This window comes from Nostoc sp. (assembly GCF_036917415.1).
GTDB lineage: Bacteria > Cyanobacteriota > Cyanobacteriia > Cyanobacteriales > Nostocaceae > Nostoc.
The window spans coordinates 74,027-88,150 of record NZ_JBALDJ010000073.1 but is presented as its reverse complement, the minus strand read 5'-3'; the positions used below and the strand labels follow the sequence as shown (position 1 = coordinate 88,150).

At 40.4% G+C, this 14,124-nt stretch carries 10 protein-coding genes; 4 read left to right on the top strand and 6 right to left on the bottom strand.

All coding sequences use genetic code 11. The features are described 5' to 3' along the window. Positions 1-451: 451 nt before the first annotated feature. Positions 452-778, bottom strand: coding sequence for a hypothetical protein (locus V7K41_RS14730; RefSeq protein WP_334849226.1), 327 nt, complete (start codon positions 776-778; stop codon positions 452-454). A 645-nt stretch (positions 779-1,423) separates the two neighbouring features. On the opposite strand from V7K41_RS14730, the gene V7K41_RS14725 reads away from it, so the two are divergent. Continuing rightward, entirely contained in the window at positions 1,424-3,076 is a 1,653-nt protein-coding gene (locus V7K41_RS14725) for an ABC transporter substrate-binding protein (protein WP_334849386.1), read from the top strand. 236 nt (positions 3,077-3,312) lie between these two features. After that, positions 3,313-4,338 carry an ABC transporter permease gene (locus tag V7K41_RS14720; protein WP_334849225.1) on the top strand — a complete coding sequence of 342 codons (1,026 nt, stop codon included), beginning with the start codon at positions 3,313-3,315 and terminating at the stop codon, positions 4,336-4,338. 24 nt (positions 4,339-4,362) lie between these two features. Here V7K41_RS14720 and V7K41_RS14715 read toward each other — a convergent pair whose 3' ends face one another. The 3 genes from V7K41_RS14715 to V7K41_RS14705 form a co-directional block, all read right to left on the bottom strand. Further along, entirely contained in the window at positions 4,363-5,562 is a 1,200-nt protein-coding gene (locus V7K41_RS14715) for a glycosyltransferase (protein WP_334849223.1), read from the bottom strand. Between the two features lie 4 nt (positions 5,563-5,566). Next, positions 5,567-7,867, bottom strand: coding sequence for an NACHT domain-containing protein (locus tag V7K41_RS14710; protein WP_334849221.1), 2,301 nt, complete (start codon positions 7,865-7,867; stop codon positions 5,567-5,569). A gap of 901 nt (positions 7,868-8,768) precedes the next feature. Further along, positions 8,769-9,212 carry a hypothetical protein gene (locus tag V7K41_RS14705; RefSeq protein ID WP_334849219.1) on the bottom strand — a complete coding sequence of 148 codons (444 nt, stop codon included), beginning with the start codon at positions 9,210-9,212 and terminating at the stop codon, positions 8,769-8,771. A 427-nt stretch (positions 9,213-9,639) separates the two neighbouring features. Between V7K41_RS14705 and V7K41_RS14700 the strand changes: the two genes are divergently transcribed. Then, positions 9,640-9,975, top strand: a complete 336-nt coding sequence (locus V7K41_RS14700; protein WP_334849218.1) for a hypothetical protein — start codon at positions 9,640-9,642, stop codon at positions 9,973-9,975. Here the strand turns inward: V7K41_RS14700 and V7K41_RS14695 are convergent. Beyond that, positions 9,964-11,079, bottom strand: coding sequence for an ABC transporter permease (locus V7K41_RS14695; RefSeq protein ID WP_334849216.1), 1,116 nt, complete (start codon positions 11,077-11,079; stop codon positions 9,964-9,966). The genes V7K41_RS14700 and V7K41_RS14695 overlap by 12 nt on opposite strands. 121 nt (positions 11,080-11,200) lie before the next feature. Beyond that, on the bottom strand, positions 11,201-12,082 hold the full coding sequence (locus tag V7K41_RS14690) for an Npun_R2479 family HD domain-containing metalloprotein (protein ID WP_104908142.1): 882 nt from the start codon (positions 12,080-12,082) through the stop codon (positions 11,201-11,203). Positions 12,083-12,651: 569 nt separating this feature from the next. Between V7K41_RS14690 and V7K41_RS14685 the strand changes: the two genes are divergently transcribed. Further along, positions 12,652-14,109, top strand: coding sequence for an efflux RND transporter periplasmic adaptor subunit (locus tag V7K41_RS14685; protein ID WP_334849214.1), 1,458 nt, complete (start codon positions 12,652-12,654; stop codon positions 14,107-14,109). Positions 14,110-14,124: the final 15 nt, after the last annotated feature.

Genomic DNA, 14,124 nt, shown 5'->3' with positions numbered 1-14,124 from the left:
CCACAGCTTAGTCTTAATAAGTCAGACAGCGTGGGAGATGAGGCAATGCTGACTCGCTTCGGGAGGTTTACCTATGTAGGGTAGCCATCGCCAAGCAAAAATGAGAATGTTTTAAAAAGTGTAACTATTGATGGAATTGTTTGCAAGCGTGTAAATTGATGCGATCGCGTAGCATATCCAAGTTTTTTCGCTACCAATACCCGTCGAGGATTAAATTTGCTTATCTTTTCTTTACCAGAAGTGGGGAGCAGGGGAGCAGGGGGGGCAGGGGGCAGGGGGCAGGGGGCAGGGGGCAGGGAGAGCAGGGAGAGCAGGGGGAGCAGGGGGAGCAGGGGGAGCAGGGGAAAAATAATTCCTAATTCCTAACTCCTAACTCCTAACAAATGACAAATGACCAATGACAAATGACAAATGACAAATGACAAATGCCCAATGCCCAATGCTCCAATATCTACTGAACCACCAACTGGATATTTTGCAATTGACACTTCGCCTCAGCTGTACTCAGGCGTTCGATTACCTGTTCGGCGCTCATCAGACGCTTGAGTACTACTTGACCGATGGTCTGACTGGCAATTACTGCTGTTGTTGGCTTGACTTCCACGGTTAAAACGGCTTCTTCAACTCGATAAAGCCAGAGCAATTCATTTTCTTCGACTAAACAAATATTCATTCGCTGAATATCTGGTTGGCGTCGCCATGCGGTTATTTGCCAGAGTCCATCAGATGCCCAGACTCTTGCAACTGCCCATCCCTCAGATAGAAAGAAATACTTCACGGTCTTAGTCTCACTATTAGACTTTCAATCTGCTGTTAACGATATCGCGATCGCCTTAGTCGCTGATGTTCAAACACTCTTCTTTTTGAGAATACGGCCGATCTTAACGATAAAACGCTTTATCATCAGTGTCTGTGCCCAAGCAGCAACAGGTAAAATTTCAACGTACACTAATTGAGCTTAGGTCAAAGCTTAACAAGACCTAATTTTCCTATTAACTAGGAATTTACGACAATTTTAGCCAATGTTGAAAATTTTAATTAAATAAAAACTTTTCAGTACTTAACAAATATTAAATTGAAAAATTTCAAATTATGTATTTTCTCAATGATTTTTTGTAACAAAATAGTGCGTAGGCGTAGCCTGTCGTAGACATTGCACAGTCGCAAGAAACTTAATCATGAAGTTGAGTATCCGTCACAATTTTTTGATTTAGACTGCTACGGAGTCATAATGTCAAGTCGAATTCTCTCTTACTTAACTGTAAAAATTATATTTTTTACAGTTACATACTTAAGCTTGAGGCTTTGCCAACCAAAGCCCGCGTTCCATCGAAACAAGAACTACTATAAATTGTAAAAATTCAGCACAAGAGTCACAAATGTAGTAAAATTGCTGACCGCTGATATGAAATATATTATTGCTATGACCTGGTTTTCCTTGTTCGTGAAACGGTGGGGTCGGATTACACAATTCCTATCTTTGTTCTATTTATGTTTATTTTTGGTTGTTAGTTGTGCTCCTCGTCCACAGTCAAGTACGCCACCATCCGGTTCTGTAAATACCCCTACAGGTAATGGTCGGATTACGATAGGTACAACAGCAAAGCCAAGAACCCTCGATCCGGCTGACGCTTATGAGTTAGCATCTTTAGGTTTGGTGTTTAATATGAGCGATCGCCTCTACAACTACGAATCAGGAAGCACCGAAATTAAACCCCAACTAGCTACAGCATTACCCAAAGTTAGTCAAGACGGCTTAACTTATACCATCCCCTTACGTCAGGGAGTAGTTTTTCACGATGGGACTCCCTTCAACGCTCAAGCAATGGCTTTTACCATCCAGCGCTTTATTGAAAATAAAGGAAAACCCTCATTCTTACTAGCTGATATAGTAGATTCGATAAAACCTACAAGCGAGTATGAGTTGACAATCAAGCTGAAAAAGTCCTTTGCAGCTTTTCCCTCACTACTGGCATTTCCTGGAGTGTGTGCCGTTTCACCAAAAGCTTACGAAGTCGGCGCTGGTAGATTCAAGCCAAATATTTTTGTGGGAACTGGCCCTTATAAATTAGGACAGTATGGTACTGATTCCATCCGATTTGATGCGTTTGATAAATATTGGGGAGAAAAACCAGTTAACAAAGGTGTTAATCTCCAAATTCAAACTAGTCCGGTTAATTTGTTTAATGCTTTCCGTACAGGTGCAGTGGATGTAGCTTATTTGTCGCTACAGCCAGATCAAAATCGGAGCTTGGAAGAAGGTGGTAAAAAAGGGGATTGGCAAGCGATCGCGGCTGAGGGTAGTGTAGTAAGTTATCTGGTATTAAACCGGAATCAAAAGCCTTTAGATAAATTAGAGGTAAGACAAGCGATCGCGTCCATAATTGACCGTCCACTTTTAAACGAGCGAGTATTACTTGGTCAAGCAGATCCGCTTTATAGCATGATTCCCACAACATTTAAAGTTTCTGTGCCATTATTCAAAGATAAATATGGCGATGCTAACTTCGATCAAGCTAAAAAATTATTAACTACTGCTGGCTTCTCCAAAGAAAATCCTGCAAAAGTGCAAGTTTGGTATCCTTCTAGTTCACCTACTCGTAGTTTGGCAGCACAGACACTCAAATCCCTTGTGGATGTCAAAATGGATGGAATACTGCAATTTGAAGTTACCCAAGCTGAAGGGCCTGCCTTCTTTAAAGATATTGCCAAGGGTTTGTATCCGGCAGCTTTACTTGATTGGTATCCAGACTTTTTAGATCCAGATAATTACGTTCAACCATTTTTGTCTTGTGACAAAGGTTCAGCTGCTAAAGGATGCGAAGATGGAGGCAGTCAAACTCAGGGTTCGTTTTACTATAGCGAAGCCATAAATAAACTGATTGATGGGCAACGCAAAGAACAAAACCCCGAAGCGCGTCAGAAAATTTTTACAGAAATTCAAACGCAAGTTACTACTGATGTACCTTACGTTCCCTTATGGCAAAACAAAGACTATGTATTTGCCCGAAATGGTGTTAGTGGCGTGGAACTTAACCCTACCCAAATTCTGATTTACCAGACACTTAAAAAGTAGTCATTAGTCATTAGTCATTAGCAATAACTGTTGACCATTGGCTTTTGACTATTCAATAAAATATTTCATGTTTAATGTATATCTAATTGACCTCTTGCACAAATGCAAAATTTGCCCTCATCCCCCAACCCCTTCTCCCAATTTAGGGTGAGGGCTTTTGATTCATGCAAGAAGTCTAATTGATAGCCAAAATAGTTACCAAAAGTGCATTTTTAATTTTACACTTTAAATTGCTTATGTCCCGTTCTAAAGCTTTACAATATTACATTGTTTCTCGGTTGCTTCTTGCACCACTTCAGCTATTAACGATTATTACCATTGTATTTCTTTTACTAAGAGCAACACCAGGAGATCCAGCAGATGCAATTCTTGGTGGACGTGCGCCAGAAGCAGCTAAAGAAGAATTGCGAAAACAACTCGGTTTAAACCTTCCTTTGTGGCTACAATATCTTAATTATTTGGGAAGCATACTACGCTTTGACTTGGGAACTTCTTTAATGAGTCGCGGACAGAATGTTTGGGACATAATTGGACAATATTTCCCGGCGACGGTGGAGTTAGCAGTATGTAGTATGGCGGTTGCACTCATCGTCGGAATCGCAGTTGGGACTCTTTCAGCTTCTCGTCCTGGGACATATTTCGATATCGGAGGACGCTTATTTGGTATCATCACCTACGCACTTCCCATGTTTTGGGCGGGAATGCTTTTGCAGTTGATTTTCTCAGTCCAACTCGGTTGGTTTCCTAATTCCAATCGCTTTCCGCCCAATCTTCCAGCGCCCACTCCTGTGACTGGATTGTATACAATTGATAGCCTACTCGGTGGAAATTTCACCCAGTTTTTCGCATCTTTGCACCATCTTGCTCTACCAAGTCTCACACTAGGAATTTTGCTTAGTGGAATTTTTGAGCGAATTGTGCGAGTGAATTTAAAGCAAACCTTGCAAGCCGATTATGTAGAAGCCGCTAGAGCCAGAGGTATTGGTGAAAATAAAATTTTAGCCTCCCACGCTTTAAAAAATGCTTTAATTCCAGTGATTACAGTCTTGGGATTAACCTTTGCGTCTCTGTTGGGTGGAGCGATTTTGACAGAGGTAACATTTTCTTGGCCTGGGTTAGCTAATCGATTGTATCAAGCGATCGCCGATCGCGATTATCCCACAGTCCAGGGAGTGCTAGTCTTTTTTGGTGCGATCGTTGTCAGTGCCAGCATTTTGATTGATATTTTAAATGCTTATGTAGATCCGCGAATTCGATATTAGAGGATGTTTGAAAAGTCATGATTTTTACTTTTGTTTGAGTGATCGACCTCGCCAAGTCCAACCCCAGCCAGTTTCAGTCTTAATAACCGAAACAATAGCAATCAAAGCAACCAATAAACCTCCCAACCAATGTAGCCACCAGTATTTTGAAGAACTGTAAAATGCCTGGGAAGCTAGGGTTCGCAAACTGTACTGAAGGAGAATTGCGCTCAAAGCTAGACAAATTGCAAGCAAGTCAAGCGTTCCCCATCCAATCAAAAGACTTTTACCAAGCAAAATTACCAATCCTAGCCAGGGAATCGAGTAAATGCTTAACATCACCAGAGCTAAATACAACATTATCCAAAAATTCCGTTGAGCACCTGAGTACAAAACTTTAGTCCAACCTTCCCAGAGTGCTCCCCAAGAGCGATACATTCGTAATGTAGCTAAATCTGCCCCTAGTACATATTGCAATTTTAAACCACTGTGTTTAATAAGTTGTGCCAGAGCAACATCTTCAGCAACCTTACTGGCTACTGCACAATGTCCTCCTATTTGATTATAGGCTGAGTGCCGAAACAGCATGAAAGGCCCTGCTGCAAACGCTGTCTTTGTATTAGGGTTTTTTACAACCGTAGAGTTAAAAGCAATCAGCATATTGATGAATATCAATGGCTGTACTAACCACTCTGCGAGAGAATCACAAACGAGTGCTGGTATACAGTTCAGTAAGTCAGTCTTTTCTATTTCTGCTTTATGAATAACCGTTTCAATTGCCCCTAGTTTCAATCGGACATCAGCATCAATAAAGAGTAAGTATTCTCCACAAGAACGTTCAGCAGCTTGAGCACAAGCCCAGTTTTTGCCTATCCAAACTTGTTTTTCTGGTCGAGGTAGTCCACATATAATCTTCAATCGTAAATCACTAAGATTTTGCTGAAGTCGTTTCAAGATTGTCAGAGTTTCGTCAGTTGATTGATCGTCTACTACCCAGACTTCAAGGTTATCAACTGACAAGCTAGTGCTGTTTAAAATAGATATGACACATTCTTGGATATTATCTGCTTCGTTATAAGCAGGAATAATTACTGAAACTGTTGGTAATCTAAAATTAAAAGTATCTTTAAGTATTACCTCCTTTGATGGACTTAGTTGCATATCGGCGATCGCACGTCGTAAAAAAACTAAGTAGGTAGTCAGTCCAATCAGAGAAAGACAAAGAAATAAAACAAGCAAAATCACAGTTTCACTCACTTGCTGACTGATCAGCGGAAGGCATTCGGGCAAAATGCTCTAATAGCAGTCTGTGGATAAAAATGTAACTACCACTAACTTTTTGCAAAAGAATGCGTTCAGTTGCATAATCGAGAAAACGAGCGTAGTCCCAAGGAATATTGCCACTTCTGCAAAGAATAACACGTAAAACAAAGTGTTTAATGCAAACTAAACCTGAATTATCTCCACCAATTAGACCATTAATCAACCCAATTATGGAGCCAACTACTAGTGAAAAAATTAGTCCATCAGAAAAAGGATCATTTCCATAATGAACCCACCAAATTATGCCTGGATACATATGAAAAAAAATCCATACTACCACACTAATCAACGCACCAATCAATCCACCAACTGTTATTAAATTGATAGAATTTATTACTGAGTTCCAAATTCCTTGGTTAGTAATTTTATTACCTTTCTCTACAAAATCTTTTTTTTCTACTCCTAACACCAAACCGACCCATAGCCCAACAAAAAAACCTAACATTAGTAAACCAGATAATATTTTAATAATAATTTCTAGATTAAATCTTTTAATATAAAGCATTTTGGCAGTTTGATATAAAAACTCATTAAACCAAACATTCTTGATTGTAAAACTTGGATTATTAAACGTAACTATCATTCCAGTAATTAGTAATATTATACCAGAAAATATTCCTAATATCATTCCAATAAAAAACTTTTTTTTGGCTTCTGAGAATGACAAATTTATACTATCTGTTGGCCTTATATTTTCAATGTCTGTACGCTGAGTTATGAACAAAACAATGAATACAAAAAGGGGAGTTTCTAAAATAGGTGTTATTGTTGTTTCTGAGAATAGGAAACTTGTTAAATACAGGCTTGCTATACATATAAACAGTTCAAATATTAATATTAACTCAAAGCTTAGTTTGAAGTTTAAAGCTTCTACTTCTGAACTCAACCCTGTCAATAGCCGAGATACTACATCTAAATTGAGTCGTGTAAATATCTCAGATATTTGTCTAAATATTCTACCGAATATGCCACTAAAATCTATAACGTCGTGTCTACGATGTTTCCATTTATTTATCACCCCAAAATTGAATTGTGTGAATAGCTCACTGATCACTCCAGATATCAATCCAGCTATTGCTCCCATGCATATGTAAACAAGTGAAGAATTTATTGGTTGAGGACTATAATTGAATAAACTAGCAATTAGCCCACCAGACAACCCAGAGAGTAACCGCACAATTAGCATGACTGCAAAATGGTATACTCTTCTCTGTTGAGAATCTTTTTGGAACCAGCTTGGCTGCATATCCTCAATTGAAAAGACTGTTTGAGAGTTCTCTTTCATTCTTTTCGCTAACCAAATTAGCCACTGCTTATCATTTTCTTCTTTAATGCTATGTCTTAAGACCATCAGTCTAATATACTCATTAAACAGGCGTTGGCGTAGTTCTTCCTGGTTAGCCAATGCTTGTCCTGGTTCTGGAGTCAGGTCATCAGCATTGCTCTGACCGAAAATAGATTCTTTCAAGCTTTTAATCAAGTTAAAAACGACAGTAATCGGATTTAAGGATAGTGTTGTTTTCTTGGGCAAAGGTGTTGTTACATCAGGTGATGACTTGTAAACGAGGATGATGATATTCAGCATTAGTGGCGATTTAGCTAACTCTTGTAGCTGAGTATCATTTATCAATGCTGTGCGAACTTTTGCCAAACCCTGACTACCAAGTTTATCAAGTTCATCAAGATAATTATGAATTTCCTCTTGTGTCAGTGGTAGTAAGCGGATGGCAGCAGAGAAGTTTAAAGCGCGATTGAGGGCTTTATATTGCTTTATCCGGCTACACACTACTATCTTTGTGTGTCTGTGGTTATTTATAAATTGATTTAACGCCTGAACGCAGCCAATTCGGTTATATCTTACCTCATCTAACCCATCCAACAATAGCAGTAGTTGATCTTTGCTTACCCAGTCTTTACCAATTTTTCTGGGAATCTCATATTTATTATTCAGTTCTTCGACTAGCCAATCATCAAGAGTTTGCCCTTTCCAAGAAGATAAGTTTAATACTACTGGCATCGGTAGGCTGACATCTCCCCTGGCACGCTCAATCAAATCACTGGCAAGTTTCAGCAGAGTTATAGTTTTGCCTGATGCCGGATCTCCTAAAATCAAGAGGCTGCAATCAGAACCCAAACTCTCAAATTTGTCAATTACTTTTGTACCTGGTGGCAGGATTTGCTGCTCTTGTCTAGAGGTTTCCCAAGTCCACCTCGCAGGGGTATCCACAGCGTCAAGTTGTTCTTGTAGTCCCAGTTCAATTAGTACCTCATCTTGCAAGGAGTTCTTCAATACGCCTTTGATCCAGCTATTGTTTACCTTATCTAGAAAATTATTGCGATCGCGCTCCTCTTGCTTATCCCCACTTAAAGCAGTTTCCTGCCTCCAAGGCAACATATTCCCGGAAAAAAAGTTAACCACAAGGTTAACCATAATGATGTTGCCAGACAATTTTTTATTGTCCTGAGTCTGGGTATTACCGTCTCCCTGAATACCCTGCTGCCCACCATCTAATTTTGACGTATTCGATATCTGAATATCTGAATTAGGTGTTGATGGTTCATTGGAATCAGAGTCAGGAGGCACAGGTTGATTCATTAGCTTGCCTTACTAGAATCCAAACAAGTTCTTAGCCATATCTAACCCCAGGGCAAACGCATCTAAAGTATAAGAATCCTTTAATAGCAAAGGTTTCAGTGTTTTTAAATTTAGCCTATTTTTTCGTCAATATCCTTATCCAGCAAGGTTTTCACAAATCCCGTGCGTTCGCCCTGTATTTAACCCTAGTTTAATTCCTTAGTTTCATTTGTAGTTTTGAGTGTTTTTCTTATGCTTTTGAGATTCTTAGCTACTAAGAGGATCTTTGAAAAGTTCTTAGTAATGTATCAAACACTTTTAGATCCTCCTAAATCCCCCTTAAAAAGGGGGACTTTGATTCCAGTTCCCCCATTTTTAAGGGGGGTTAGGGGGGATCAATAACTGCCTAAAATCACAGCCAAGTACTTTTCAAACAACCTCTAACGGTATTAATTGCTTGAGCTTCTTTCGATGATGCAGCCATACGCACAATTATACGCATAATATTATTAGATGTTGTAGTGCATAGAGACATACAAACCTAGACAGCCGTTTACTTGAACAGGATGCCCAAAAGAGAACCTGCTATTGCTTGACCCAACCAGTCAGTCACTTTCAACAAGATAGGCTTTACTTTTTCCCAAAGAGTCTTGCCTTCACCTTCGTTTTGACTGACACCATTTAAGGTTTTAGCCACGCCTCCTAGGTTGGTTGCAACTAGTTCTTTATTTGGTTCCGCTTCTTCAGTTGCCATTTTTGCTGCACTAAGATACGCGATCGCTTTTTTTTGGGCATCTGGTGGTAGTTTTGCACTACGAATCATGTCCTCAATCTGTGCAAGCATCTGGATGACTTGTTGTTGAGTTAATTGTTGACCAGCAGGTACATTTGTTTGGCTTGTCATTGTCTGTGAGTTATTCTTACCCGTCGCAGCTTGTTGACCGCCACCCATTGAACCAGTATTGGATAGGGAAATTCCGTCTGGATTGTGAGTCATAAAACCTACCTCTTCAGCTTTTTTCTCTAAAAAAGTTAATTCCTATACAATTTTGGTTAACCGTCTACTTCTCTAAATTCTCAATAGTTGTCAGTAGAATTAACTTATATATGCATTTAGAAAAGTCATCAAGCACAAAACAGCTTTAGATGTTTTAGATATAATAACCCAAGTTGCTAGTTAAGTGAAGGAGCGATCATAACCTTTCAGGGGGAGAGCAGGACAAACGCATCTAAATTACTCTTGATCAAAACCAACGTCAAGGGACAACGACAAAATCAGCATTTCTGGTTTCGTTTATTCTCCAAGACGGGAAGTGATCGCTAACTTAATGTCAATAAGCAGATATTAATGCGACTACTTTAGACACTCTTGAAATTTGCTGTCGGCGTACGCAATTGTTATATCGGCGTACGCATTTGCTATTTTGGCGTACGCATTTGCTATTTCGGCGATCGCATTTGTTACTTTGGCGATCGCATTTGTTACTTTGGCGATCGCATTTGTTACTTTGGCGATCGCATTTGTTACTTTGGCGATCGCATTTGTTACTTTGGCGATCGCATTTGTTATTTTGGCGTTCGCATTTGTTATTTCGGCGTTCGCATTTGTTATTTCGGCGTTCGCATTTGTTATTTCGGAGTACGCATTTGTTATTTCGGCGTTCGCATTTGTTATTTCGGCGTTCGCATTTACTATTTCGGCGTACGCATTTGTTATTTCAGCGATCGCATTTGCTATTATTGAGGGCTTATCTTCTTAAACTACGAGGATCGAGTGCATCTCTTAGCCCATCACCGAGTAAGTTGAATGCCAGCACTGTGAGGATAATCAACACAGCCGGCGGCCAGATTAACCAAGGTTGCAGTACCAAAATTGAAGCATTGCTAGCCAGAGATAACATATTGCCCCAAGAGGGGTCTGGTTGTTGAATTCCTAAACCGATGAGACTCAATATCGCCTCTGCGCCAATAAAGCTGGGAATTGCTAGGGTAGCAGAGATAACTACATAACTAGCCGTTTGTGGCAAAACATGACGGATAATTATATAAATTGGGTTCCCACCCATCGCACGCGCTGCTTGAACAAATTCTCGCTCTTTAAGTGATAGTACCTGTCCCCGAATCACCCGTGCTAAACCAGCCCAGCTAATAACCGAAGTAATCACCACAATTAGCAAAAAGCGCTGGGTACTACTTAAACCCGCTGGTAAGACTGCGCCCAATGTTACCAAAAGATAAATACTAGGGAAAGTCATTAGCACTTCTGCCAAGCGCATAATGATGCTATCAGTTACACCGCCGAAATAGCCGGAAATTCCCCCGATAAGCAAACCGAGGGGGTAGGTAATAATAATGCCAAAAATGCCGATAAACATACTGATGCGACCGCCATGCAGCAGGCGACTAAATTGGTCGCGGCCTTGGTCATCAGTGCCGAAAATATTGACTTTTGCGCCACTTGTTGTGCCAAATAAATGCCAATTTAAGGGGATACCAGAAAAGATTGTGACTTCATCCCACTTTGGGGGTAATGGCAAACTCATCTGCAACAATCGGTATTCCGGCCCGGAAACAAATAGACGCAAAGGTGAGGGCTTTTTTGAGTCTACAATGAGTTGGCGATCGCCTGTATCTAAATTGGTATCTCCCTGAGTCGTCGGATAAACATAAGGCCCGGTAAACTGCCCTGACTGAGAAACCCAGTGTATCTTAGTTGGTGGCAGCAGTGAACCATTAGGCTGTGAAGCATAGGGGTCATAAGGAGCTACGAAATCAGCTGCAATTACTCCTATATAGAAAATTAACAGCAAAATTGCCCCAAAGCGTGCCAAAGGATTTTTCTTAAGTCGTCGCCACCAATCCATAGTAGTTAGTAGTTAGGAGTTATAAGTTATGAGTTATTAAGCTTTTATCTTAATTCATAACTCATGATTAATAATTTTCAACTCCCAACCCCTGTACAGACAAGGGTTAATCGCGTCTCTTTTAACTCTTAACTGCTAACTTCTCTAAATACCGCTGCTGTTCTTCCTGTTGTTTTTCATGTTCCACAACAAATACGTTTGAGTAAAGATTAGCGAGAATTTGTTTTCCCTGTTGTGTCAATGATAGGTAATGCAGTCCTTCTTGGATATAAGGATAGACGCCATTCCAGTAAAACTTAGCGTAGTTGTTACGCAAATCGGCAGGAGTTTTATAGCCCAAAACTTTATTTACACCAGTTTCTTCAAATTCGTAAAATAAAGAAGTAATTTTCTTTAGGTAACGCGGGTCGCTTAGTTGACCAATCAAATCAGCAGCACGTACTAATCCTGCAAAGCACTTCGTATCTTGATGATCCTCTGCCGCAGGCACGGGAAATCGAGTCAATTCAATATTGCTCTTAATTGCCTCAGCGTCTATTAACTTATGACCTCCAAAACGCTCATCAATAAACAGCTTGGCTCTATCAACATGATACGGTGTCAGACTGGCATCAGAAGCGCCAGCAGCCACAGAAATCATTTTGCCATTTTTACCTGTGGCATATAAGTTTGCTGTTTCTCGGTCTTGTCGGCAAACTCCCTTAACATAACCAATATCATGACTGACTAAAGAAATAATGCAATGCAACCAGTCTTCACTAGAAACACCGCCTTCCCTGATGTGTTTGCCACGTAAAATTTCTTGTCCCACCAGGGTGACTAAGACAGTGTGTTCAACATTGTGATAAAGGGCATCGCTATTGGCAATGTTTTCCAAAGCCATGTTACCTGCCCAGGCGATAATGTCCTGATAATCATTTTTAAAGCAGCCGTAAGTGCGGCGGTAACCGTCTCGAATTTCATTTACGAAGGCATCAATTAAAATTTCAGTGGCATTGAACATATCTGCTTACTCTGGTAAATATCAATTTTTTATTGATTTGATTGATTTCAAAATTCCATAATCAAGGCTACCCTTGCTGGAATTTAAGGCAATGGAGTTTGCTCCTTTGTAACTCACGTGTAGCTGTAGACGCTAGCTTTATCTATATCTGGATACATGGTCTCCTGGCAACACAAAGGTTTTAGAGGAAAAATTGATTACGTGTAAAAAATAATTGCCTGGTGTACCAAGGTACATAAATACTTTCGATTATAATTAGATAAATCTAGATGAGCTATATCAGTTTTTCATATCTAACCATTGGTTGACAGCGATCTAAATACAGATGGTGTGTGACATAGAGTAGCTCTATGAGATGAAATAATTTTTTGTATCATAATCTACATAAAAATTTTTATTATTTTTTAACAGTAATTTCTCTTAGTCTAAAAGTTGTATTATATACTATTGCAAATAAAAGACATTTACGATGAAATGCGTCATAGTTGATATCGAAGTAAATAAACTTCAAGTTTTCTTAAGAAAATACCAAGATTTGGTATGCATAGGCAGAAAGTAGAGGTGAAACTGTGAGCGATGAAAGTCTTTCAGAAGTTGAGGTGGAAGAAGCTATAACCTCTGAAGATAGGAGTTTTTTGAGCAAATCAGAGCAAAAACAAACCAGGGGGTGGTTGAAGCCATTATTCTTAGGTACTGGTTTAGGAATTGCGATCGCCTTGGTTGGGATGAGTGTATTAAATCGTTTTCCATCCCATCAACAAAGTCCGGTAGCGGATAAAAAAGTTAACCCAGCGATGACAGTCACCATCGCCACAGTCGAAACCGCTCGTGTTGTCCGTACACTCAAAACTACCGGGACTGTAGCCGCGAGTGATTTAATTCCGGTGCTACCGCAAACAAACGGTTTACAAATTAAAAGCATCCCAGCAAATGTCAAAGAAGGAGCTTTTGTCAAACAAGCTCAAGTGTTGGCAGTGTTAGATGGTTCCATACTGCAAAGCCAAATTAGCCAAGCAAAAGCAGATGTGGAATCGAAACAAGCAGATGTGGCATCCAAACAAGCCGATTTGGCATCCAAGCAGGCAGATTTGGCATCAAATAGAGCAATAGTCCAGCAAAAACAAGCTGATTTAGCTCAAGCCAAGGCGAGGTTAGAGGAAGCAGCCAAGAATTATCAGCGCTATCAACAACTTGCTGAGTCTGGGACGATTAGTAAACAAGAACTTGATACTCGTTCTTACGCTGTAAAAACTGCCATAGAAGTTGTGAACCTGTCCCAAGAAAATATACGTAGCGCCCAAGCTAATATCGGCAGTGCCCAAGCCAATATTAATAACGCCCAAGCGATCGTCAACAAAGCCAAAGCCGATGTCAAGAGCAGTGCTGCCAAAGTACAACAACTGCAAACTCAGTTGGGACAAACTGTGGTACGTGCGCCGGTTTCGGGAGTAATCGCCGAGAAGTTGGCTAGAGTCGGTGATGTCACTGGCGTACCGCCGCAAACTCAGGTGGGAACGGTGATTGGTGGCACACAAAAGCTATTTTCGATTATCCGAGATGAAAAGCTAGAACTTCAGGCGAAGGTGCCCGAAACTCAACTAACTCAGGTGAAAATTGGCGCATCGGTGCAAGTTACTTCTGATGCCGATCGACGGGTGCGATTGCAGGGACGAGTCAGAGATATACAACCACAGCTCAACGATCAAAGACGTGAGGCGACAGTGAAAATTGACTTGCCGCCAACAACTTTACTTAAACCAGGAATGTTTGCTAGTGCTGCAATTACAACTGACTCAGGGATGAGAATGGTAGTGCCACAAAAAGCAGTGCAGTCCCAAGCTGACGCAAGTGTAATTGTATTCATCTTATCGGGTGAAAATACAGCCAGCAGCCAGAAAGTCGAGTTAGGAGATCCTGGTAATAACGACACAGTGGAAATCAAGAATGGGTTACAGTTAGGCGATCGCGTTGTAGTTGATGGTGCAGGCTATCTCAAAGATGGCGATCTGGTTCGAGTTGTAGATTGAAGGGAATGGGAATAA

What these genes read in the sequence shown, in the direction of transcription:
- V7K41_RS14705 (WP_334849219.1), bottom strand. Translation starts at nt 9,212, where the DNA reads ATGACTCACAATCCAGACGGAATTTCCCTATCCAATACTGGTTCAATG.
- V7K41_RS14725 (WP_334849386.1), top strand. Translation starts at nt 1,424, where the DNA reads ATGACCTGGTTTTCCTTGTTCGTGAAACGGTGGGGTCGGATTACACAA.
- V7K41_RS14720 (WP_334849225.1), top strand. Translation starts at nt 3,313, where the DNA reads ATGTCCCGTTCTAAAGCTTTACAATATTACATTGTTTCTCGGTTGCTT.
- V7K41_RS14690 (WP_104908142.1), bottom strand. Translation starts at nt 12,082, where the DNA reads ATGTTCAATGCCACTGAAATTTTAATTGATGCCTTCGTAAATGAAATT.
- V7K41_RS14695 (WP_334849216.1), bottom strand. Translation starts at nt 11,079, where the DNA reads ATGGATTGGTGGCGACGACTTAAGAAAAATCCTTTGGCACGCTTTGGG.